Raw genomic sequence first — 21309 nt, 5'->3', positions numbered from 1 at the left:
GTCAGTCCGCCCGGGTCCTGAAGCTGTCGTGACAGCCCTTGCAGGTCTCGCCCAGCTTTCTGGCCGCCTGGCGCATCGCGTCGGCATCGCCGCTGGCCACGGCCTGCTGGAAGCCGGTCGCGGCCCCGGCGAAGGCATCCTGCGCCGCCTTGAACCGGGCAGGCTGCCGCCAGATCTCGGCCCGCGCCTTGGTCTTGAGCCCCGGGGCCGGACCCGAGCCGGACGGGAACAGGCCATACTGCGCTTGGGCCACGTTGCGGATATGGCGGGCGGCCTGCCCGATCAGCACCGTCTGCACCTCATCGGTGCGCAAGCCATCGTTGACGGCCTTGAACGAGGCACCAAGCTCTCGATAGGTTTCGATCCGGGCGCGGATCGCATCCGGCGCGGCACCGACCAGCGGCGTGGCCAGCCCGCCAGTCAGCAGCACTGCCAGGCAGCACCCACGGATTCCCATCAGCCCGATCCTCTTACCTTATGGTGTTGCGGGTGAATATAGTTCAACTTTTGAATTATGCAACGCCATTTGCGCGGTTCGCCAGCCAGCGTCGCCGCGACGGCTCCATCCCTCGGGCCGCGCGGGCCCGCCCCGGGGCCATCAGTCCGGGGCCATCAGGGCGCCACAGCAAAACTGCCGCCAAGCTCCGCCGCCGAACTTCCCCCGATCCACAGGTCGAAGGGGCTGGCCTCGGCCACCCAGTCGCGCTGCGCGGCATTCCAGTAGCGCAGGTCAGCAGGGGCGATCGTGAAGCGCAGCGTTCTGGTCTCCCCCGGCTTCAGCGCGACCCGCTGGAATCCCTTGAGCTGACGCACCGGCCGGGATGCCTCGCCCAGCCGCTGGTGGAGATAGAGTTGGGCCACCTCCTCGCCGGGGCGCGAACCTGTGTTGGTCAGGTCCACCGTGACCGACACCGGTTCACCCGGCCGCACCTTGGGCGTGAGCACGGTCAGGCGCGAATAGGCGAAGGTCGTGTAGCTGAGCCCGAAGCCGAACGGCCAGGCCGGGGCGTTGCTGGCCTCCTGATAACGCTGATCGGCCTTTGCCGGATCGTGCGAGGGCAGCCGGGCATAGGTCATCGGCAACTGCGCGGCGCTGCGCACCCAGGTGTAGGGCAGCTTGCCGCCCGGGGTGGCATCGCCGAACAGCAGGTTGGCCACGGCCTCCGCGCCTTCGCTGCCCGGATACCAGACGTCGAGGATCGCCGGGGCCTTACTGTCATGGATGGTCAGCGGCCGGACGGTCATCAGCACGACGATCACCGGCTTGCCGGTGGCGGTCACGGCATCGAGCAGTTCGCGCTGCCGGCCGGGCAGGTCAAAGGTGGCGCGCGAGGCCATTTCGCCGCTCATCTCCTGGGTCTCGCCCAGCACCAGCACCGCCGCATCGGCCTGCCGCGCGAGTTCGACCGCGCGGGCGATCCCGGCGGTCTCGTCCAGCGGCGGAGGCGCCGGCTTGTTGCGTTCCAGCGCCGCCATCGGCGAGGGGTGGAGCCGTGGCGGGATGCGGACCCCCTCGACATGGTCAACCCGCACCCCGGGACCGACCTTGGCGCGGATGCCCGCCAGGACGCTGCGCGCCTGCGGATGGTTGAGATCGAACACCCACGAGCCCATGATGTCGCGCGCGGCATCGGCGAGTGGCCCGATCACCGCGAGCGAGCGGAGGCGGGTCCGGTCGAGCGGCAGCACCGCGCCATCGTTGCGCAAGAGCACGGCCGAACGCTCGGCTGCGATCCGCGCCGCCACGCGGTGGGCCGGATCGTTCATCACCGCATCCGCCCGGGCTTCGTCGACATAGGGCTGTTCGAACAGGCCCAGGCGGATCTTGGCCGCCAGGATCGGGCGCACCGCGGCGTCGAGCTGCGCCACAGGCAGCGTGCCCGCGGTCACCGCGGCGGCGACGGCAGGCATGGTCGCGCTCTGTCCCGGCGGGATCATCTCCATATTGGTCCCCGCCCGAAACGCCTTCAGGGCCGCGTCGGCGTCATCGCGCGCGACGCCATGGGTGACCAGTGAGGCGACCGCCCCGGAATCGCTGACGACCCAGCCCTTGAACCCCCACTCCTTGCGCAGAACGTCGGTGAGCAGCCAGCGGTTGGCGGCGGCGGGTACGCCGTTCAGCGCCATGTAGGCCGCCATGATGTTGCCCGCACCGGCCTCGACCGCGGCCTTGAAGGGCGGGAGATAGAGGTTGTGCAGCTGGCTGTCCGAAATCTCCGCCTCATCGTAATCGCGCCCGCCCATCGCCGCGCCATAGCCGGCGAAGTGCTTGGGTCCGGCGATGATATGTCCGGGCGCGCCGATATACGGCCCCTGGAACCCGCGCACCTGCGCCGCCGCCATGGCCGCGCCCAGGAACGGATCCTCGCCGGCCCCCTCGAACACCCGCCCCCACCGCGGATCGAGCGTGATGTCGACCATCGGCCCGAAGGCCCAGTGCATCCCCGCGGCCCGCGCCTCGCGCGCGGCGATCGCCTGGGAGCGCTCGACCAGCGCTGGATCCCACGAGGCCGCCATGCCGATCGGCGCGGGGAAGATGGTGCGGAAGCCATGGACCACGTCGAACCCGAAGAGCAGCGGGATCTTCAGGCGCGATTGCTCGATCGCGATCCGCTGCGCCCGGTTGACCAGGCGTGGGTCGGTGGTGAACAGCACGGCCCCGACCTGGCCCGCCGCCATCTGACGCTCGATCGCCGTCGCCAGCCGTGGGCTCTGCGTGAAGTAGAAGTACTGGCTGAGTTGCCCGGCCTTTTCTTCCGGGGTCATCTGCCCCAGCAGCGCATCGACCCGCGCATCAACCGTGGCATCGGAAGGCGGCGGCGCGGTCTGCGCCCCGGCGCCCGACGCGGTGGCGATGGCCAGGCCCAGGACGAGGCTCGTGGCAAAGTCCTTGATGAGGCCCATGGTGCGAGCTGCGGATTGCAAGAGCTTCATGGCAGGTCCCGATGATGGAGAGCAGCGGCGGTGCGGCCAAAGGGTCAGGGTTGGCGCACCAGGTCGAATGTGTGCTGGCCCGAGTCCAGGGCAACGACGGACGACTGGCCGGGCAGGCTCCAGCCGGGCGGGGGCTGAAAGCGGCCCTGCGCGGTTGGCGGTATGGTCAGGGCAACATGCAGGCGGTCGGCCGAGCGCTCCCAGCGGATCATCGCCGGCCCGCGCCGGGTCCGCACCTCGGCCTCGGCCCAGTCGATCCCTCCCCCGGGCAGAGGGGCGAAGTGGATCAGGCCATAGCCGGGATCGGCCGCATCGGGGGCGATCCCGGCGAGCGACCGATAGAGCCAGGCGCCGACAGCGCCATAGGCATAATGGTTGAAGCTGATCATGTTGGCGGCGTCTTCGACTGCCATGTCGCCGCTGTTGATCGATCCGTCGGGCAGGATCGCATCCCAGCGCTCCCACATGGTCGTGGCCCCGTGCTTGACCTGATAGAGCCAGCCCGGCGCCTCTTCGTTGAGCAGCAGCCGGAAAGCCGCTTCGTGCTGACCGGTGCGGGTCAGGGCCGGCAGCACCAGCGGGGTGCCGAGGAAGCCCGTGGCGATCCGCCCTTCGCCGGCGGTCACCAGCGCGGCCAACTGCGCGCCCACGGCCTGGCGCTCCCCCTCGGGCGCGATGCCGAACTCGATCGCCAGCGCGCAGCCGGTCTGGGTCTTGACCAGGGTATCGTGCCACCTGGCCCAGGTTGCCGAAGCAACATCTTGGCTGAGCTGCGCGTAACGATCGGCGGCCGCATTCCGGCCCAGCACCCGGGCTGCCCGCGCAAGCGTTCCGACGCTGTGGGCCAGATAGGCCGAGGCGATGAAATCGCGGTCAGTGGTGGCCAGTTCGGGGTGGCCGGGCGGCGCGCCGGGATCGAGCCAGTCGCCCAGGTGGAAATCTCCGGTCCACACCCCATCGGCATCACGGCGCGAAAGGCCCCAGTCAACCCAGCGGCACATGCTGTCGAACTGGCGGGCCAGCACCTCACGGTCGCCATAGGCTTCGTAAATCGCCCAGGGGACCAGCGTGGCCGCATCGCCCCAGCCGATCCCGCCGTATTCGTAGTCGTGGCCCTGGATGACATTGGGCACCACGCTGGTCACCCGGCCGTCCGGGAACTGGGCCAGCTCGAGATCGACCAGCCAGTTCCGCAGGAAGGCTTCGGAATCGAACTGGGTGCAGGCCGTTTCGGCAAAGACCTGGATGTCGCCGGTCCAGCCCAAGCGCTCGTCGCGCTGCGGGCAGTCGGTGGGGATCGCGAGAAAGTTGCCGCGCTGCGACCAGCGGATGTTCGACGCCAGCCGGTTGAGCCGTTCATCCGAACAGGCGAACCGGCCGACCTCGGGCAGATCGGATGCGACCACGACCGCCTCGATCTGCTCGACCGTGACGGCCCCATCGCAGGCCACCTCGGCATGGCGGAAACCGTGGAAGGTGAACACCGGGCTGAGCACGTGGCGTCCGGCTGGCACATGGTAGGTGTCGGTCGCCTTGGCGGTGCGCAGGGCCACCGTGTGGAGCGCGCCATCGGCCTCGAGCACTTCGGCATGGCGCACGGTGATGGTCGCGGGCGCAGCGGCCTCGACGGTCAGGCGCAGATGGCCGGTGAGGTTCTGCCCGCAGTCGATCCGGACCAGGCCCGGCCCTGCCGAAACCGCCATGACGGGCTGGCTGAACAATTCGCGGACGGCCGGGAAAGCGCGCTGCTCGATCCGCGGCGGCGGCGGCAGGACGACCACCCCGCCCCACTCGGGCAGGTCCGCCCCGACCTCGCGCCAGCCCACCGGCTCGGCCGCCAGGTCGATCTCGCAGCCGTTGTAGAAATCGGCGCGGCGCAGGCTGCCGGTGCCGCCCTGCCAGTGATCGTCCGAAGCGATCACCTCGCGCGAACCATCGGTGAAGGTGATCTCCAGCTGGGCCAGCAAGGCCGTGGTGCGGCCATAGACCGCGCGGCGCGGAATCCACGTCAGGTTGCCGCGCCACCACCCGTCACCCACCGCCGCTGCCATCACGTTGGCGCCCGGTTGCAGCAAGGCGGTGACATCATAGGCGCTGTAGAGCAGACGATGATCGTACTCGGTCCAGCCCGGATCGAACAGGTCGGTCGAAACCGGCTGGCCGTTCAGCCAGGTCTGATGAATGCCCAGCGCCGACACATAGAGCACCGCGCGTTCCACTGGCCGGGCCAGGGCAAATTCCCGGCGCAGCAAGGGCACGGGCCGCGGCTGATCCTGATCCCCGTTGCCAACCGGACTGATCGGTCGGGCCAACCAGTTCTGCGGGTCATAAAGCCCCCCCTCCAGCCGCAACGGCGCGCTCCACGCGGTCAGCCCGTGATCGGTCCACGCCCGGACCCGGAGCCAGGCCACTTCGCGACTCGCCAGCGGCGGGCCCGGCCAGTCCGCACCGATCCCGCAGTCGCGTTCGATCCGGCCCGAGGACAGGACTGCACCGCCAAAATCGGCCGAGGCGCTGCGTTGCAGCTCGTAAGCGATCTGGCGCACCCCAGGGCGCCGGGCCTCGAGCCGCCAGTGCAAGACTGGCGCGGCCCGGGCCGAGGTGACCAGCCCCGAGGCATCGTCGGTGCGCAGATCGACCGGCAGCACCGCGGGATCGGGCGCTGCGGTTGCGGCCAGACCGCCGGGGTCAGGCACCATGCGCGGCCTCGATCTCCTCCAGGCTCTTGCCTTCGTTGCGGGGTGCCCCGATCCAGCCGATCACGGCGCTGGCCGCGAGGAAGCCGACCAGGATCCAGGCGAGGGTGTGGAAGCCCGTGGCCGTCAGCATCGGCACGAAAAAGCTGAAACAGCCCAGGCCGATCCGCACGATCGCGAAGGTCACGCCCTGCGCGGTGCTGCGCAGCAGGGTCGGGAACAGCTCGCTGCTCCACAGCTGGAAGAACGACTGGGCGCCGAAGCCGCAGGCCGCCGCCATGATGCAGACGTGCAGCAGCGCCACTTCGCGGGTCAGCGGCAGGAGCGCGAGCAGCGCCATGCCGCCGATCTGGAGCAGCGCCGAGGTCATGAACAGGACCCGCTGGTTCACCCGGTCGGCCAGCCGCATGAACACCAGCAGGATCGAGACGATGCCCAGCCCGAAATTGAGCGCCTGCAGCGCCACGCTGGCCTCCTGGCTCTGCCCCCCGACCGTGCGCAGGATATAGGGGAAGAAGAACCCGTTGGTCCCCGCCCACAGGTTCCAGAAGCCATACATGCCGACCAGGAACAGGATCGAGCGGAGGTGGCGCGGCGTCAGCAGTTGCCGCCAGTTCGCCTCCGGTCCGCCGGCCGACGCCGCCTTGGCCTCGGTCCAGTAGGCGGATTCGTGCATCCGGCTGCGGAACAGCGTCAGCACCAGGGCGATCACCATCAGGTGGCCGAAGATCAGCCGGATCCCCAGGATGCCATAGGGGGCCAGCACCAGGCCGAGCAGCAGGACGACCACCGGGCCGAGGTACCACAGCACCTGGGCAATTCCGCTGAACCGTCCGCGTTCGCGCTTGGGGGCGAGCTCGGCGATCAGCGACCATGAGGCCGGAATATCGGCGCCCACCGCGAGGCCGACCAGGACGAAGCCGGTGAAGATCATCCACGGCGCGGTGGCGAAGGTCAGCCAGGCCATGCCGAAGGCGTAGAACAGCATGTCGAACTGGTAGATGCGCTTGCGGCCGAACCGGTCGCACAGCACCCCGCCGATCAGCGCCCCGACCCCGGCCGAGATGGCATTGGCACTGAACGCCCCGATCAGCCCCAGCATGGTGGGCGAGATGTGGTAGGTCTCAACCCAGAGCGCCAGCGCCAGCGACCCGGCCACGATCGACCCGGAATCGATGTAGTTGGCCAGGCCTGCCAGAATCGTGTCGCGCCAGACCGCGGACCGGCCTGCTGTGTCTGGAGCCGCCCCGGCGTTCCCCGCTCGCTCGGTCATTGCACCACCACGCGCACCCGGTCGAGGTTCTGAAGTACGGCATAGGGCGTGCCCTGCGCCGCCGGACGCTGCGCCGATCCGCGCAGGGTGACGAACCAGGTGCCCGGCTTGTCGAAGGTGTGGCTGGCGGTGACCGTCACCGCCTTGCGCCCGCGACCAACCTTGCCGGCGGTGGCGAAGTGCCCGGAGCCGTCGAAGTCCCACTCCGCGGCGGTGATCGTGCCGCCTCCCGGGGCGGCGGTGATCGCGCCGACGAACTGCACCGGCTGCCCGGTCCGCACCGCGATGCGCGCCCCGCCATTGACCGTCAGCCGCACCACCGGCTGGATCCCCTGGCGCTCGGCCGCCGTCGGGGCGACGATGACCTGGCCGTCCGCCACCTGGTACTGCGTCGACGGGGGCGGCACCACGCCGCGCTCGACCCAGGCCGACAGGTCGCGCAGCGCCTGCTGCAGCGGACCGTTGTAGCTCACCGTGCGGGTCGCATCCTCGATCCCCAGCTCGTCACCGTGCTGGGCATAGTCGGTGTACCACAGGCGCACGTGCTGATCGGCCGCGGCGCCAAAATGCTGCGCGATGCGCTGGCGGTACCAGTCGGCCTGCCACGGCATAGCCTCGCGGTCCCACAGCGAGGACATGAGGATCATCTTGCCTTGGAACACCCCGGTCTGCATCGGTCCAAAGCTGGCGCGCATGAAGGCGGGGCCCATCAGGAAAGGCCGCTGCGGATAGAGCGGCTTGCCGTCCGCACCGCGGAACTGGTCCCAGACCTTGAAGTCCGGCCCCGGCACCTGGTGCCAGTGGTAGGTTTCGAGCGCGAGGAAGTTGGAATTGTCGATCCGCACCTCGTCCCCCGCAGCCAGCTTGGCCACGACCTTGGGATCGGTCACCCCCAGGACGGCGATGTCTCCGATCACCCGGGCCACCGGGATCAGGCTGCCCTTGGCATTGCCGCCCAGCACCGCCAGGTCCCCGCCGAGGAAATTGACCTTGGGCGGCATGGCGCTCAGCCGGACCGCGACGATGCGCTTGCCCTCTTCATCCGCGCGCGCCTTGAACGCGGTGTCCACCCCGCCCCGCTCGCGGTTGTTGCTGGCATCGGTGTTGAGCCCGAGCCGTTCCGCCTCCGCCCCGGTGATCAGCGCGCCGATCGTGCTCGAGAACTGCAGGCGGGCGTCGGCGAACTGCTCGGGATGGTCGAAACCGAGGTAGCCCGGCTTGGTCCAGAAATCGGTGAAGTAGGAGGCGTCGACCATCTTGATCGCCGGATAGAGCGCGGCGAGCCCGTGGATGCCCATGGTCTTCCAGCCGAACCACGACCGCATCGGGAAGCCCATCCGCGTCACCTCGCGCAGCACGTCGGCCTGCTGCGGGGTCAGCCCGGCATAGGGATCGCCGCTGCCGCCCGGCTCGATCGCGTCAAGGATCTGCGGGAACTTGTCGTCCAGGATGCGCATCGCGCGGATGCGGGTGGTGAACATGTTCGGAATGGCCATCGGCGATCCCGGGACATAGGGCACGGCGCCATCCCACACGCCCGGGGCGCTCTCGAACCCGACGATGGTGCGGAAAGCTCCGCCCGAGCCGCCGTAGAGATAGCCGAACGGCCGCTTCGCGCCCAGCGGCAGGCCCTTGTAAATGTCGCGCGCCACGGTGCGCGAATAGATCGCGGCGGCGGCGTTCGCCTTGTAGGCCGTCAGCGAGGGATCGGGCTGGCGCACCGCCGAGCCATCGCCCAGGTTCACCGTCCCGCCGCCGTTGGTCTCGACGAAGTAGGCCCCGCTGGCGATGGCGAAACCGATCTTGTTGAAGGCGCCGGGGGGCATGGTCTGCCCCTCGTTCTCGCTCCCCGGCACGGGCGTGACGTGCTGGAAGAAGCGGCCCTGGTACTGCGCCGGCGGCGGAAAGTAGAATGAGAACCGCGCATCGGTGCCCTTGAATCCCCCGTGGACATAGCGGTGCCGCACCGGCTGATCGCGCCACTCGTCTTTGTCGATGTAAGGTTGGGCGAAGACCTTGTAGGCCTCGTCCGTCAGCTGCACTGCTCCGCCTTTCGGGGCGCCGGCCTTATCCTGGGCAAGGACGGGCATCGTCAGGCTGGCCAGGAGCAGCGCGGCGAGCGGGCGGCTGATGCGTGCGGTCATGAAGCTATCCTGTCTTTCGAAGCGGTTCGGCCCGGCCGGCGCGGATGCGCTGGCCGGGCCTACCGTTACATCAATTGGGCCTTTGTTCAGAACTTCTTCGAGACGCCGAAGTTGAACAGCCGGCCCAGGGTGAAGCCATTGGCATAGCCGGAATCGGCCGTGGTGTTGCCGAGGAAGATCGGCGGCGCCTGATCGAAGACGTTGTCCACGTTCAGCGTGAAGCTCAGGTCCTTGAGGATCCCGCTGTCGGCCGGCACCTTGTACTGGAAGAACAGGTTCACCGTGCTGAACGAGCCGATCTTGGTCTGCACCGGGACCGAGGTGGTCGGTGCCGCCAGCTTGTAGCCCCCGTTGTAGTTCCAGCTTGCCTGCGCCCGCAGCCCGCCGACATTGACCCCGGCCCCGGCCTGCAGGAACCACTTCGGGAACTGACCGGCGTTGTCGTCGGCCACCGGTGCGCTCGGGCTGACCTGGGTCTTGCGCGAGAATTGGTGGTTGCCGGACAGGGTGAAGTCGAACCCGCCGAAATCGGTCACACGGTTGTAGGTCAGGTTGAAGTCCAGACCCTTGACGCGGAGGATGCCGAAGTTTCCGGTCCGGAAATCAACCAGTTCCACGATCGGGTTGGTCCCGGCCTGGGCGATCGCCGCCGCCAGCTGGGCCTGCTGGCTGGGGGTATAGGGCCCCTTGTTGGCAAAGAACGAATTGACCTGTGCGACGGTCAGCGACGATCCGTACTGGATATTGTTCGGGAAGGTCGTGAAGATGCCCGCGTTGGGGGTCGGGGTCGACAGGATGTCCTTGAAGTTGACGTCATAATAGTTGGCGCTGAACTTCAGGGACGACATGGGCTGGATGTCGAACCCGACCGACCAGGTCGTGGCGGTCTGCGGCTGCAGGTTGGCCTGCGAGCCCTGCAGCGCGATCGCGGTGCCGCCGGTCACGTTCGGCCGGGTCGCGTCGGTGAAGGGCACGAAGGGGAAGAACGAGAAGGTGCTGTTGGCCGACTTGAGCTGATCGAGCCCGGTCGGCGCGGTGAACGACGTGCCCCAGTTGCCCCTCAGGGTGAACCAGCTGACCGGCTTGAAGGTCAAACCGATCTTGGGATTGGTCGTGTTGCCGAAGTCCGAATAGTGATCATAGCGCCCCGATGCCGCGACGGTGAGCATCGGCCGGCCGTCCGACCCGGCGATCACCGGGATCTGCAGTTCGCCGAAGAGCGAGCTGACCTTGCGCGAGTAGAGGGTGAACGGCCGGTTGGAGAGCGTGCCGATGCGGATGTCCGCATCCTGACGCAGGCTCAGGCTGTCATCCATGTACTCGCCGCCCACCGCCAGCCGCACGTCACCGGCGGGCAGGGTCAACAGCTTGCCTTCCAGGATCAGCCGCAGATTGACGAGCGAGTTCTTGGTCTCGCCGGCCAGCTCGTTGTCGGTCAGGTCGGCCACCAGCGCGGCATTGTTCTTGGTCACGTCGATCGGATTGAACGCGGTCGCCGTCGTCGCCGCTGCGCTCGGCGCGCTGGCGGCGTTCAGGCGGGCGGTGTTGAGGCGCGTCAGGCTGTAGCTGCTCGACGTCTCGCTCCAGTTCACCAGGGCGCGGGCCTGCCAATTGTCACCGAACTGGTGCTTCAGCTCGGCATTGGTCCCATACTCCTTGATCCGCACGTCGGAGTGCGCCGCGCCCGGCCCGAGCAGCGGGCTGAGATTGAACCCGACCTGGGCCGAGGTGTTGGTCGGCAGGGCGGGAATTGACCGGCCCCCACTGAGTGGTCCGGGTTGATTGTTAGTGCATTGTTGCCTCCTGCGCCATGGCTGGCCGGAGGTGGAGCGAAGCGGAACCGGAGGGCGGCCATGGCGGCATTGCCGCTTCTGGGGCCGGCGGGCGGTAGCCCAGCGCGCTGTGCGGCCTGATGGTGTTGTAGTGGCGACGCCAGGCCTCGATCAGGATTTTCGCCTCGGCCAGGGTGTAGAAGATCTCCCCGTTCAAGAGCTCGTCACGCATGCTGCCGTTGAAGGACTCGCAGTAGCCATTCTCCCATGGGCTGCCGGGCGTGATGTAGAGGGTGTTCACACCAACCTTCGCCAGCCATTGCTGCACGGCATTCGCGATAAATTCCGGGCCGTAGCACATTGGGAACCGGTCCCTCGAAGGGCCGCATTGCCTTGATGAAGACAAGGGCGCGTAGCGCCCGCCGGCTTCATCAAGGCAGTCATGACCGGCCAGCAGGTCTCTAAAGTGAAGTTGTCGACTCAACACTTTGGAGACTGACCGACCATGACCAAGCGCAGTTCTACTCCCGCCGACGCCGTGCTGGTAGCCATCGATATGTCGAAGCACCGGCAGGAGGTGCTGATCGAACGCCCTGAAGGCGGCCGCCGCCGGCGCATGACGATCATGGCCACCAAGGCTGACTACGATCGCCTCGCCGACGAGCTCGGAAGCATAGGGCGCCCGATCGTCGTCGGCTTCGAGGCCACCGGCAACTACCATCGCACTCTGGCGCATCGGCTGCTCTCGGCAGGCTTCGAGCTGCGACTGATTTCGTCGGTTGCCTTGGCTCGCACCCGCGAGGCGCTGCACAATGGTTGGGATAAGAACGATTCCAAGGATGCGCAGGTGATCCTGCACATGCTGCGGATCGGTGCCACCCAGCGTTACGTCGATCCGCTGGCCGCCGGGATCAACGACCTGCAGGAGATGTCGAAGACCCATGAAGCCATCTCCAAGGCCAAGACCCAGACCTGGCATCGGATCCTGACACACTACCTGCCGCTGTATTTTCCTGAGATTGAACGCTTCGCTGGCAACAGCCGGTCCGACTGGTTTCTGGCCCTGCTCGAGCGCTTTCCAACCCCTGCCAGCATGACGGCGCTCGGCCAGGAAGGCTTCACGCGCGAGGCTTGGTCTCTCGTCGGTCGCAAAGTGTCCAAGGCGCGGTTAATCAACGACATCTACGAGACGGCCTGTGCCTCGGTGGCGCTGCCCATCAATGAGAACTCGGTCGCAATCACCATGTTCCGCATGGTTATCGCTCAAGCCAGGAGCCTCATCCGGCATCGCGACGAGATCGAACGAACCGCTCATGCCATGCTGAGCGACAACCGCGATTACCAGTTGTTGCGCATGATCCCAGGGATCGGGCCGATCAACGCACTGACCATCCTCGCCGAAGCAGGCGACCTTCGCCGGTTCGCCCATCATCGGCAGTTTCTCAAGTTCTGTGGCCTCGATCTGGCGACCTGCCAGTCGGGCACATTCCGCGGGCGGACCAAGCTCTCCAAGTACGGCAACGCCCGGCTACGGCGAACCTTCTGGATGGCGACCCAGGTTGCCATCCGCCAGCGCGACAACAGCTTCCGCGACAAGCTTGGCCGTTATGTCGCCGGCCATGGCAACGACCCTGATCGCCGCCGCAAGGCGATGACCGCACTCACCGCCAAGATGGCGCGCGTCGCTCACGCCGTCATCAAGACGGGAGCCGAGTACCGCCCGTTCGTCGAACGGGCGGACACCAGATGGAAGGACCCCTCTCTGCTGTGCCGTGAGGGCGCTACGGCGACCCTGTAGATAATGTTCGGGCCTTCCATCTGGCATCCGCATCTCATTTTAAGGACGGTGAGGACCACGACCTGCTCGGCCGCTGGATCCTGTGTTTGCTATGGCCGAGAGCGCATTCCTTGACGATGGAAGCCATCTGGATCAGAACGACATCAGCGCTGATCGCAATCGGCGCAACGAGACCTGCTGGCCGTTTTCCGCCGCTGCTTCCCGACCTAGGACGTTGTCTGACCGTATGTTGGCCGGCGGTCCGCGCGTAACGAACAACTCGGCCAGGGCTGCCAGCACATCTTCACTCCTGAGCTTGCGCGCGACGATCAGCGCCAGACATTCCCGGCTGGCCTCGTCGATAATCGCCAGGATACGGAACTTGCGACCATCGTGCGTGCGGCCTTCGACGAAGTCATAGGACCACACATGGCCGGGATACTCAGGCCGCAGACGGATGCACGATCCATCATTGAGCCAGAGCCGGCTGCGCTTCGGTTGCTTCTGTGGCACCTTGAGCCCCTCGAGCTTCCAGATCCGTTCGACCCGCTTGAAGCTCACATGCCACCCTGCCTCGCGCAGCAAGGCGGTCACCCGGCGATAGCCGTAGCGACCGTATTGTCTGGCGAGTGCGATGATATCCTCGGTCAGCGCGGCTTCATCATCTGCCCCGCGCGGCGCTTTACGCTGCGTCGATCTATGTTGCCCGAGCACACGGCACACCCGCCGCTCTGAGACAGCCATTATTCCTCTGATGTGATCGATGCAGCGCCGGCGCCTTGCAGGGCTCAGTAATTTCCCCGTGCAGCCTCCTGCAGGATCAGCTTGTCGAGCGTCAGGTCCGATACCGCCCGGCGCAGCCGCGTATTCTCCTTCTCCAGCTCTTTCATCCGCCGGGCCTGGTCCATCTTCAGCCCGCCATATTCCTTGCGCCAGCGGTAGTAACTCTGCTCGGTAACACCGATCCGGCGGCATGCATCTGACACCGTCCCGCCCTGCGCCAGCACGATCTCGGCCTCACGCAGCTTGCCGATGATCTCCTCCGGCTTGTGTTTCTTGCCCATTTCCAAACTCCTTCGTCGGCCAAAATAACAAAGATTCTGGACCACCCAGAAGGGGGCAGATCACACGTCGATCTCGACTTCCGCCAGGCCGGTCCGCAGACCTGGGACATCGAGGTCGAGACCGATGGCGGTACCCTCACCCTGGCCGGCGGCGGCGCGGTGCTGACCCTGCCGGATACCACCTGCCGGGAGCAGGACCGCGAATACCCCCGGCTCTATGCGCACTTTGCCGGACTGATCCGTCAGCGGGCCGGCGATGTCGACGTCGGCCCGCTCCGCCTCGTGGCCGACGCATTCCTGCGCGGCACGGTTCGGACTGTGGAGCCCTTCATCGACTGACCAGGGGGCGTGACCGATTCGCCAGGCGGCACTGTGCCCGCGGCGGCCGCTGCGAACCGCTGGACATCGGGGCGGTGGCGCGAATAATGCGTCGGACAAGGGAGCAAGCTGTGACAGGAAGCAAGGCGCGCGGCCAGGGGACGATCGACCGGTCCGACAAGTCGCTGCGGTTGCACGGCACCATCGCCCGCGATCTGGGCATCGCCATCGTCACCGGCCACTATCCCCCCGGCCACATCCTGAGCACCGAGCTGGACTTCGCCGAACGCCACAAGGTTTCGCGCACGGCCTACCGCGAAGCGATCCGGATTCTCGCGGCCAAGGGGCTGGTCGAAAGTCGCCCCAAGGCGGGCACGCGCATCACCGATCCGTCGCGCTGGCACGTCCTGGATCCCGACGTGCTGGCCTGGACGTTCGCCGGGGAGCCGAGCGCGGCGGCGATCAACGACCTGTTCGAGCTGCGGCACATCATCGAGCCTGCCGCGGCCGAGCTGGCGGCGATGCGCCGCACCGGCGCACAATTGGCCCAGATGGGCCATGCGCTTGAGGAAATGGCCCGCCATACGCTGGCCACGCCCGAGGGCCAGTCGGCCGACCAGACCTTTCACGCGGTCCTGCTCAAGGCGACCGGGAACCGGGCCTTGATCTCGCTCGCCAGCACGATCTCGGCGGCCGTGCGGTGGACCACGATCTACAAGCAACGCAAGCGCAAGCTGCCGCGCGATCCGGTGCCGGATCACCGCAGTCTGTTCGATGCCGTGGCCGATGGCGACGGACCCGCGGCGCGGGCGGCTATGCAGCAACTGATCGAGCTGGCCCTGTCGGACATCGGCCCGGTCGGCCCCGGCTGACCGCAGGGCGCGCTGGCCAGGCCCCGGACGGGGGAGTCAATGTCCTCCCCAGCCCTCCATCTGCTCCAGCTCCTTGCCCTTGGTCTCTTCGAGGAAGGACCTGACCAGCCAGAAGCTGATGACCGCGCCTGCCGTGTAGAACCCGTAGGTCTCGGCCAGACCGAGCCCCCGCGCCATCGCCGGGAAGCTCTGCACCACGGCGTAGTTCGCCGCCCACTGCGCCAGCCCGCAGACGGCAAGGGCCGAGCCGCGGAGCTGGTTGGGAAACATCTCGCCGAGCAGGACCCACATCACCGGCCCCCAGCTGGCGTTGAAGAACACGACGTACAGGTTGGCCGCGATCACCGCGACCAGCCCGAGCTGCGGCGCCATTTGCAGCGCCCCGGACGAATCCAGCGTGCCCTGCGCGAAGGCCCAGCTCATTGCCCCCAGCGTCAGGGCCATGCCGACCGAGCCGATCAGCAGCAGCGGCTTGCGGCCGATCCGGTCCACGAGGGCCATCGTCACGAAGCAGGCCGCGATCGACACCAGCCCCGAAACGATGTTGCGTTCGAGCGCGGCCTGTTCGGACACGCCGGCCAGACGCCACAGCGTCTCGCCGTAGTAGAAGATCACGTTGATCCCGACGAACTGCTGGAACACCGCAATGATCAGCCCGGCCCAGACGATCGGGCGCAGCACGGTGCCCCGCGCCAGCACATCGGCGAGGCGGGGACGGTGGTCGGTGGCGAAGGATGCGCGAATCTCGGCCACCCTGCGGTCGGCGGTCGCGGCACCGAACAGGCGGGCCAGCACCTGCCGGGCCTGGTCCTCGCTGCCGCCCACCACCAGGTAGCGCGGGCTCTCCGGAATGAACTGCAACGCCAGCAGAAAGACCACCGCCGGCACCGCCTGGGCCAGATACATCCACCGCCAGGCCGGCAGTCCGCCGACCATCCCGAGCGAACCGCCGGCCGCCTCGGCCAGCAGGTAATTGACCACGAAGGCCAGGGTCAGGCCGGTGATGATCATCACCTGCTGGACGCTGGTCAGCCGGCCACGGATCGCCGCCGGTGCCACCTCCGAGATATAGGCCGGCGACAGGACGCTGGCCGCACCGACCGCCATTCCGCCCAGGAACCGGAAAACCACGAAGAGGGCATGGCTGGCGGTCAGCCCCTGGACCAGGGCGCCGGCGAGGAACAGGACCGCGGCCAGGGTCATGATCCGCTTGCGTCCGAACCGGTCGGCCATCCGCCCGGCCAGGAAGGCCCCGGCCGCGCAGCCCACCAGCAGGCAGCCGACGGTGAAGCCCAGACCGGTGTCGTCCAGCACGAAGGCCGCCTTGAGCCCCGCCTGGGTGCCATTGACCGCGCCACTGTCATAGCCGAACAGCAGGCCGCCGATCGTCGCGACCGCCACGATCGCGCTGACCAGTGTCATGTTTACTTGATCGTCCGCCTGCGCCTGCATCGCTGTCTCCCCCTCGCCCCGATCCGACTTGGCCGATCCATGGGGGAGGCCGGGATTGGTAGCGCTATCGGTTTACCGGGTAGGGCCCAAGGTGCAAGCATGAACCATCGCCTGCCGGAACGGGCTTGCCATTTCGTGGCGGCGATCCCACCAACGGGGACGGGAGCTGCCTGCCATGACCGACCATCGCCCTCGCCGCCGCCATTCCGGCCGTCCCACGGTCGATGACGTGGCGCGCCTGGCGGGTTGCTCGCCCATGACGGTGAGCCGAGTGGTCAACGGTGCGGCCGGAGTCCGCGAGGGCACCCGCGAAGCGGTCGCAGCGGCCATTCGCGAGCTGGGTTATGCTCCCAACCGTGCCGCGCAGGCGCTGGCCGGTGCCCGGCCGCTGCGTATGGTTCTGCTCTATGCCAATCCCTCTGCCGCCTATCTCAGCGAATTGCTGATCGGCTGCATGGACGCCGCGACGCGACAGGGCGTCCATCTGCTGGTCGAACGCTGCGACACCGGGCGGGACCAGGGCAGGATGATCGCCAATTTCGGCGAAATGGCGATCGACGGGCTCTTGCTGCCCCCGCCGCTGTGCGACGATACGGCGCTGCTGGCGCGGCTGCGCCGGGCCGATCTCCGGGCCGTGCTGATCGGCCCCGGTCGCGCCGAGGCGCATCATCCGGTGGTCATGATCGACGATTATCAGGCGGCGCATGACATGACGCGGCACCTGGTGGCTCTGGGTCATCGCCGGATCGGCTTCGTCATCGGCCATCCGCAGCAGACGGCCAGTGCGCTGCGTCTCGCCGGGTTCCGCGATGCGCTGGACGAGGCGGGGATCGTGATCGATCCGGATTTCGTCCGGCAGGGCGAGTTCACCTATCGCTCGGGACTGGAGGCGGGGATGGCGCTGCTCGCCCTGGCGCAACGGCCCACCGCGATCTTCGCCGCCAATGACGACATGGCGGCCGGCTGTGTCGCCGCCGCCCACCGCAATCGTCTCGACGTGCCGCAAGACCTGACCGTCTGCGGCTTCGACGATACCGCCCAGGCCTCCACCATCTGGCCCGAGCTGACCACGATCCGACAGCCCATTCGCACCATGGCCGAGCGCGCGCTCGAGCTGCTTGTCCAGGAGCTCAAGACCGACCCGGGGCTCCCGGGCCCGTCGCGCCTGCTGACTCTGGACTACGAACTGATCCGCCGCGAATCCGACGCCCCACCCGCCAGCGCCTAGCGCAGGGCGGTCCGGGGCTGCTGACGCGGTGTGGCCGCTCAGGTGTCCCGGGCGCGGTTGCGCGATACCGCCGCCACGTCCGGTTCCAGCGCGACCCCCATGGCGACCTGTCCCCAGGCGACCATGGCGAAGTAGCCGGCGGCATGGACCAGGTCCATGATCAGGCGTTCATCGAACAGCGCGGTGAGCTCGGTCCAGGTGGCGTCACGGATCTGCCCGCCGTGGTTGACCTCGTCCACCGCCTGAAGCAGCGCGCGGTCGGCGCGGGACCATGCCGGATCGGCCGGGCCGACCTGGATCGCCGCGATTTCGGCGTCGCTGATCCCGATCTGTCGCGCGCCGAGCACGTTGTGCGTCCACTGGTAGGTCGCCTGATAGCGATGCGCGACCCGCATCACCACCAGCTTGACCTGTCGCGCGGAGAGGCCAGACTGCAGCATGAAGTAGCGCCCCAGGTCCAGCGTGGCGAGGGCCAGGGCCGGGTGCCGCCCGAAGGTCAGCATGGTGTTGAGGCGAGACCCGTTGGCCCGGCCCTCCTCACCCTCCCAATAGGCAAAGACCGCGCGGGCTTCGTCGGTCCACTCTTCCGGCGGCAAGGGGGCGATGCGCGGAGCTGTGTCGGGCATGGCTGGGGTTCCGTCCGGTCCGGTTCAGCGGACCACGTTGGGGTAGTACTGCAGCGGCACGACCTTGTGGGTATCGCGGTAAGAGGGCGGCACCCGTCCGTCCGCGTCGGTGATCCCGAACGCGCGCGCGACCTCGGCCCCGATCAGGGTTTGTCCCGATCGTTCGGTCAGCGCCGGATCGTTGAACAGGGCCCAGATCACGTGGCCGGTGAATTCGGGGGTCTCGATCTGGTCGAGAAGATAGCCGAACTTGGCCGGATTGGCGGCGATGATCCCCTTCAGCCGGTCCGTCGCCAGGGCTCCCATCCAGAGCGACAGCGTGGTCACCCGGCTGCCTGCCGCACGAAAATCGACCGCCATGTCGAAGGCCAGCTTGTCGACCCCGGCCTTATGGGCGCCATAGGCCGGCCCCATCGAGTAATGGGCGGCCCCGGAGGCCGAGGTGAAGACGATCAGGCCGCTGTTCTGCCTGACCATGGTCGGGGCGACGAGCCAGCTTGCCACGTAGGAGCTGCGCACCCCGACATCGATCATGTCGGCCAGCTTGAGCGGCTTCTCCCAGAAGTTGCCGGGCAGCGACAGCTCATCGTGCACCGCCGCCGCATTGTTGACGAGGATGTCGATGCGTCCCTGCTCGGCGAGAACCTGGTCGACCAGGGCCTGGGCCTGGGCATCGTCGGCATGATCACAGCGCACCGCAATGCCCTTGCCACCGGCTGCGGTGACGGCATCGGCGGTCTCATAGATCGTGCCGGGCAGGGCGTGATCCCCGTCCTGGGCCGAACGCCCGGTGACATAGACGATGCAGCCGTGCTGGCCGAGGGCGATGGCGATGCCGCGCCCGGCTCCTCTGCTGGCTCCGGTGACGATGGCGACGGGTGGCTGGCTTGACATGATCGTGGTCTCGCTGTGGGCAGGCCCGGGGTCAGCCGAGCCGGAATTCGGTCGGAGCGACCGGCCGGCCGGGGACGGTCGATCGGGCGTGGTAAAGGATGGAGCGGCGGGCGGACAGTTCGGTGCCGTTCTTCAGGGCCTCACCGCCGTCGATCGGGACGACATGGAAATAGCAATCCCTTCCGTCGGCGCCGCCGAAGCGCAGCTGGGTGATCGCCTCGCCGGGGGTCGGCACGTCGGCCAGCCGGGTGCCGTCGGCCGCCAGGCGGGTGAAGACCCCGGACCGAAAACCGGTGATCCACAGACAGCCCAGCGCATCGAGCGCCAGGCCATCGGCGTCCTCCTTCGCCAGGATCAGCCGCCGATCGGCCGGAACTCCGTCGGCCCCGAGGTCAAAGGCCCAGGTGCCGCGGAAGGTGTCGTTGCAGTACAGCCGGCGGGCCTGCGCATCCAGCATCAGACCATTGCTGAAGCCCACCCCGTCGGCGATCCGGGTCAGGGTGCGGTCGCGGTCGAGACGGTACAGGCAGGTCGGTCCCGGCGCCCGGCCCGCGATCACGCTGTCGAGATCGACCGTGCCGAAGTACAGCCCGCCCTGCCCGTCGGGGACCATTTCGTTGATCCCGTTGATCGGTGCCCCATCGATCCGATCGATCAGCCAACCGGCAGCACCGGTCTCGGGATTGGTCCAGGCAATGCCGCCCTGGCCCGACGACAGCACGATCCCGCCCTTGTTCACCAGCACCCCGCCGGTCCACATCCGGTCCGGGTTGAGCGTGGCCACCGGCGTGCCGTCGCTGCGCACCGCATGGATTCCGCCGCCGACGACATCGGAGAACCACACCAGGCCGCGCTCATGGTCGATCGCCAGGCCCTCCAGGTAGATCCCCCGGGCCAGTTCGGCAAAATCGTCGAGCCGGGCGTCGGCGGTCACGTCACAGCCGCCCGGCGATGGTCAGCGCCAGGTTCACCCAGAGCGCCAGCAGCCCCAGCACCGACAAGGCGAAGGCCCCGCCACGCTGGTTCGGGTTGTTGGTGGACATGTGGACCAGGCTCTGGACCAGCCGGCAGGCGGCGAACAGCCACGCGAACAGCAGGGTCCAGCCGGATACGGCGGCCAGGACGAACGCTGTCAGGCAGGCTGCGTAGAACAGGGTCGGCAGCTCGAACAGGTTGTCCCAGTGACGGACCGCGGCGCGGGTCTTTTCGGGTTCGGGGTCGCCGAGGTAGACCTTGTAGTAAGCCGGATCCTGTCCGCCCTTGACCGCCGCGGCGCGTTCGATCGCCATCTTGACGAAGGCCACGAAGGTCAGCGCCACGATCAGCAGCATCGGCAGAAAAATCGTGGCAGGAGCTTGGAGCGTACCCATTGTCAGTCCCTTTCGATCCGAGTCTGCCGGTCAGGCAAACGCCTCTTCGCCTTCCAGCTTGGTGCGGTGCATCTGCCGGTCGCAGTCGAGCGGATAGGCCATGGCCCGGTGCATGGTGCCGGTGTTGTCCCAGATCACCGCATCGCCCACCGACCAGGTGTGGCTGAGCGAGAAGCGCTCCTGCGTCGCCCAGTCGCGCAGTCGCACCAGCAAATGCCGGCTCTCGATCGGGTCCATCCCGACGATGTGGTCTGCGGTCGACCCGAGCACCAGCGACTTGCGGCCCGAGGTGTGCGTCCAGACCAGCGGCAATTCGTTGGTGCCCAGCGCGCGCCAGCGCTCGAACAGCGCAAGGTCCGGCTCGGGTTCGACGTAGAGCTGGGCATTGACGAAGGAGTGCACCACCCGCAGCCCGTCGAGCCGGGCCTTCTCTTCGTCGGGCAGGGCGTCCCAGGCGGCGTAGGTGTTGCAGAATTCGGTGTTGCCGCCGACCGGCGCCTTCTTCTTGCAGGTCAGCATCGAGGCGAACAGCGGGACCTGCTGCATGGTCCCGTCGATGTGCCAGTAAAAGGCACCCTTGGTGTAGTCGGCCTGGGGGTTCACCGTCTTGTCCATCGAGATCTTGAACACGTCGCCGTGCATTTCCGGGACCCATTTGCCCAGGGTCTTGGTGAATTCCACCTGTTCCTCGTCGGTGAAGTGGACCTGCGGAAACACGATCACCCCGCGATCCTCCAGCATGCCGCGGATTTCGGCCGAATGGCGACCGCTCAGCAGGGTGGCCTTGTCGCTATCGACCACGGCGCCGATCAGCGGCTTGATCTGGCGGACCTCGTATCGTTCGGCGTTCGGGGTGTTCATGGGGTGGACCTTGTCACGGTTCGGTCAA

15 protein-coding genes and 3 pseudogenes are annotated in these 21309 nt (G+C 67.6%); 4 read left to right on the top strand and 14 right to left on the bottom strand.

The window, feature by feature from the left end:
- Position 1: 1 nt before the first annotated feature.
- The 7 genes and pseudogenes from H7F49_RS02035 to H7F49_RS02005 form a co-directional block, all read right to left on the bottom strand.
- Positions 2 to 457 carry a c-type cytochrome gene (locus H7F49_RS02035; protein WP_185681872.1) on the bottom strand — a complete coding sequence of 152 codons (456 nt, stop codon included), beginning with the start codon at positions 455 to 457 and terminating at the stop codon, positions 2 to 4.
- 155 nt (positions 458 to 612) lie between these two features.
- Positions 613 to 2904: a beta-glucosidase BglX gene (gene bglX / locus H7F49_RS02030; RefSeq protein WP_185681871.1), complete on the bottom strand. Its 2292-nt coding sequence runs from the start codon at positions 2902 to 2904 to the stop codon at positions 613 to 615.
- Between the two features lie 74 nt (positions 2905 to 2978).
- Entirely contained in the window at positions 2979 to 5630 is a 2652-nt protein-coding gene (locus H7F49_RS02025) for an alpha-L-rhamnosidase (RefSeq protein WP_214647594.1), read from the bottom strand.
- A complete protein-coding gene (locus tag H7F49_RS02020) occupies positions 5623 to 6903 on the bottom strand; it encodes an MFS transporter (RefSeq protein ID WP_185681869.1) in 1281 nt (426 codons plus the stop codon). Before H7F49_RS02020 ends, H7F49_RS02025 begins: the two co-directional genes overlap by 8 nt.
- Positions 6900 to 9047, bottom strand: coding sequence for a PKD domain-containing protein (locus H7F49_RS02015; RefSeq protein ID WP_214647593.1), 2148 nt, complete (start codon positions 9045 to 9047; stop codon positions 6900 to 6902). Before H7F49_RS02015 ends, H7F49_RS02020 begins: the two co-directional genes overlap by 4 nt.
- Before the next feature lie 86 nt (positions 9048 to 9133).
- A complete protein-coding gene (locus H7F49_RS02010; RefSeq protein ID WP_268958927.1) occupies positions 9134 to 10744 on the bottom strand; it encodes a TonB-dependent receptor domain-containing protein in 1611 nt (536 codons plus the stop codon).
- An 88-nt stretch (positions 10745 to 10832) separates the two neighbouring features.
- Positions 10833 to 11171 (bottom strand): annotated as a pseudogene (locus tag H7F49_RS02005) (integrase core domain-containing protein); the annotation flags it as partial.
- Positions 11172 to 11324: 153 nt separating this feature from the next.
- On the opposite strand from H7F49_RS02005, the pseudogene H7F49_RS02000 reads away from it, so the two are divergent.
- Positions 11325 to 12621: pseudogene (locus H7F49_RS02000) on the top strand (IS110 family RNA-guided transposase).
- A 209-nt stretch (positions 12622 to 12830) separates the two neighbouring features.
- On the opposite strand, the pseudogene H7F49_RS01995 reads toward H7F49_RS02000, so the two are convergent.
- A pseudogene (locus H7F49_RS01995) lies at positions 12831 to 13660 on the bottom strand (IS3 family transposase); the annotation flags it as partial.
- On the opposite strand from H7F49_RS01995, the gene H7F49_RS01990 reads away from it, so the two are divergent.
- Both H7F49_RS01990 and H7F49_RS01985 read left to right on the top strand, forming a co-directional pair.
- The gene (locus H7F49_RS01990) at positions 13646 to 13999 is read left to right on the top strand and encodes a hypothetical protein (RefSeq protein ID WP_185681866.1); all 354 of its coding nucleotides are present in this window, start codon (positions 13646 to 13648) and stop codon (positions 13997 to 13999) included. The pseudogene H7F49_RS01995 and the gene H7F49_RS01990 overlap by 15 nt on opposite strands.
- A gap of 86 nt (positions 14000 to 14085) precedes the next feature.
- Entirely contained in the window at positions 14086 to 14850 is a 765-nt protein-coding gene (locus H7F49_RS01985; RefSeq protein WP_185681865.1) for a FadR/GntR family transcriptional regulator, read from the top strand.
- 36 nt (positions 14851 to 14886) lie between these two features.
- Here H7F49_RS01985 and H7F49_RS01980 read toward each other — a convergent pair whose 3' ends face one another.
- Positions 14887 to 16302, bottom strand: a complete 1416-nt coding sequence (locus tag H7F49_RS01980; RefSeq protein ID WP_185681864.1) for a sugar porter family MFS transporter — start codon at positions 16300 to 16302, stop codon at positions 14887 to 14889.
- A gap of 175 nt (positions 16303 to 16477) precedes the next feature.
- Between H7F49_RS01980 and H7F49_RS01975 the strand changes: the two genes are divergently transcribed.
- A complete protein-coding gene (locus H7F49_RS01975) occupies positions 16478 to 17530 on the top strand; it encodes a LacI family DNA-binding transcriptional regulator (RefSeq protein ID WP_185681863.1) in 1053 nt (350 codons plus the stop codon).
- 38 nt (positions 17531 to 17568) lie between these two features.
- Here H7F49_RS01975 and H7F49_RS01970 read toward each other — a convergent pair whose 3' ends face one another.
- Genes H7F49_RS01970 through H7F49_RS01950 form a run of 5 tightly spaced genes read right to left on the bottom strand, consistent with a single transcriptional unit; the run spans position 17569 to position 21281 of the window.
- On the bottom strand, positions 17569 to 18156 hold the full coding sequence (locus H7F49_RS01970; RefSeq protein WP_185681862.1) for a carboxymuconolactone decarboxylase family protein: 588 nt from the start codon (positions 18154 to 18156) through the stop codon (positions 17569 to 17571).
- A gap of 24 nt (positions 18157 to 18180) precedes the next feature.
- The gene (locus tag H7F49_RS01965) at positions 18181 to 19050 is read right to left on the bottom strand and encodes an SDR family NAD(P)-dependent oxidoreductase (protein ID WP_185681861.1); all 870 of its coding nucleotides are present in this window, start codon (positions 19048 to 19050) and stop codon (positions 18181 to 18183) included.
- A gap of 31 nt (positions 19051 to 19081) precedes the next feature.
- Positions 19082 to 19984, bottom strand: coding sequence for an SMP-30/gluconolactonase/LRE family protein (locus H7F49_RS01960; protein WP_185681860.1), 903 nt, complete (start codon positions 19982 to 19984; stop codon positions 19082 to 19084).
- Between the two features lies 1 nt (position 19985).
- Complete coding sequence (locus H7F49_RS01955; protein ID WP_185681859.1) at positions 19986 to 20420, bottom strand: MAPEG family protein; 435 nt, start codon at positions 20418 to 20420, stop codon at positions 19986 to 19988.
- A gap of 30 nt (positions 20421 to 20450) precedes the next feature.
- Complete coding sequence (locus H7F49_RS01950; protein WP_185681858.1) at positions 20451 to 21281, bottom strand: TauD/TfdA dioxygenase family protein; 831 nt, start codon at positions 21279 to 21281, stop codon at positions 20451 to 20453.
- Between the last annotated feature and the right edge of the window lie 28 nt (positions 21282 to 21309).

Origin of the sequence: Novosphingobium aerophilum, assembly GCF_014230305.1 — a bacterium.
Lineage (GTDB): Bacteria > Pseudomonadota > Alphaproteobacteria > Sphingomonadales > Sphingomonadaceae > Novosphingobium > Novosphingobium aerophilum.
Note: the sequence above shows the minus strand (reverse complement) of the source record. Positions and strands in the feature narration are given on the sequence as shown.

Coding starts and splice junctions, on each gene's coding strand:
- H7F49_RS02035 (WP_185681872.1), bottom strand. CDS start 457: ATGGGAATCCGTGGGTGCTGCCTGGCAGTGCTGCTGACTGGCGGGCTG.
- bglX (WP_185681871.1), bottom strand. CDS start 2,904: ATGGGCCTCATCAAGGACTTTGCCACGAGCCTCGTCCTGGGCCTGGCC.
- H7F49_RS02020 (WP_185681869.1), bottom strand. CDS start 6,903: ATGACCGAGCGAGCGGGGAACGCCGGGGCGGCTCCAGACACAGCAGGC.
- H7F49_RS02015 (WP_214647593.1), bottom strand. CDS start 9,047: ATGACCGCACGCATCAGCCGCCCGCTCGCCGCGCTGCTCCTGGCCAGC.
- H7F49_RS01985 (WP_185681865.1), top strand. CDS start 14,086: ATGCGTCGGACAAGGGAGCAAGCTGTGACAGGAAGCAAGGCGCGCGGC.
- H7F49_RS01980 (WP_185681864.1), bottom strand. CDS start 16,302: ATGCAGGCGCAGGCGGACGATCAAGTAAACATGACACTGGTCAGCGCG.
- H7F49_RS01975 (WP_185681863.1), top strand. CDS start 16,478: ATGACCGACCATCGCCCTCGCCGCCGCCATTCCGGCCGTCCCACGGTC.
- H7F49_RS01970 (WP_185681862.1), bottom strand. CDS start 18,156: ATGCCCGACACAGCTCCGCGCATCGCCCCCTTGCCGCCGGAAGAGTGG.
- H7F49_RS01965 (WP_185681861.1), bottom strand. CDS start 19,050: ATGTCAAGCCAGCCACCCGTCGCCATCGTCACCGGAGCCAGCAGAGGA.
- H7F49_RS01955 (WP_185681859.1), bottom strand. CDS start 20,420: ATGGGTACGCTCCAAGCTCCTGCCACGATTTTTCTGCCGATGCTGCTG.
- H7F49_RS01950 (WP_185681858.1), bottom strand. CDS start 21,281: ATGAACACCCCGAACGCCGAACGATACGAGGTCCGCCAGATCAAGCCG.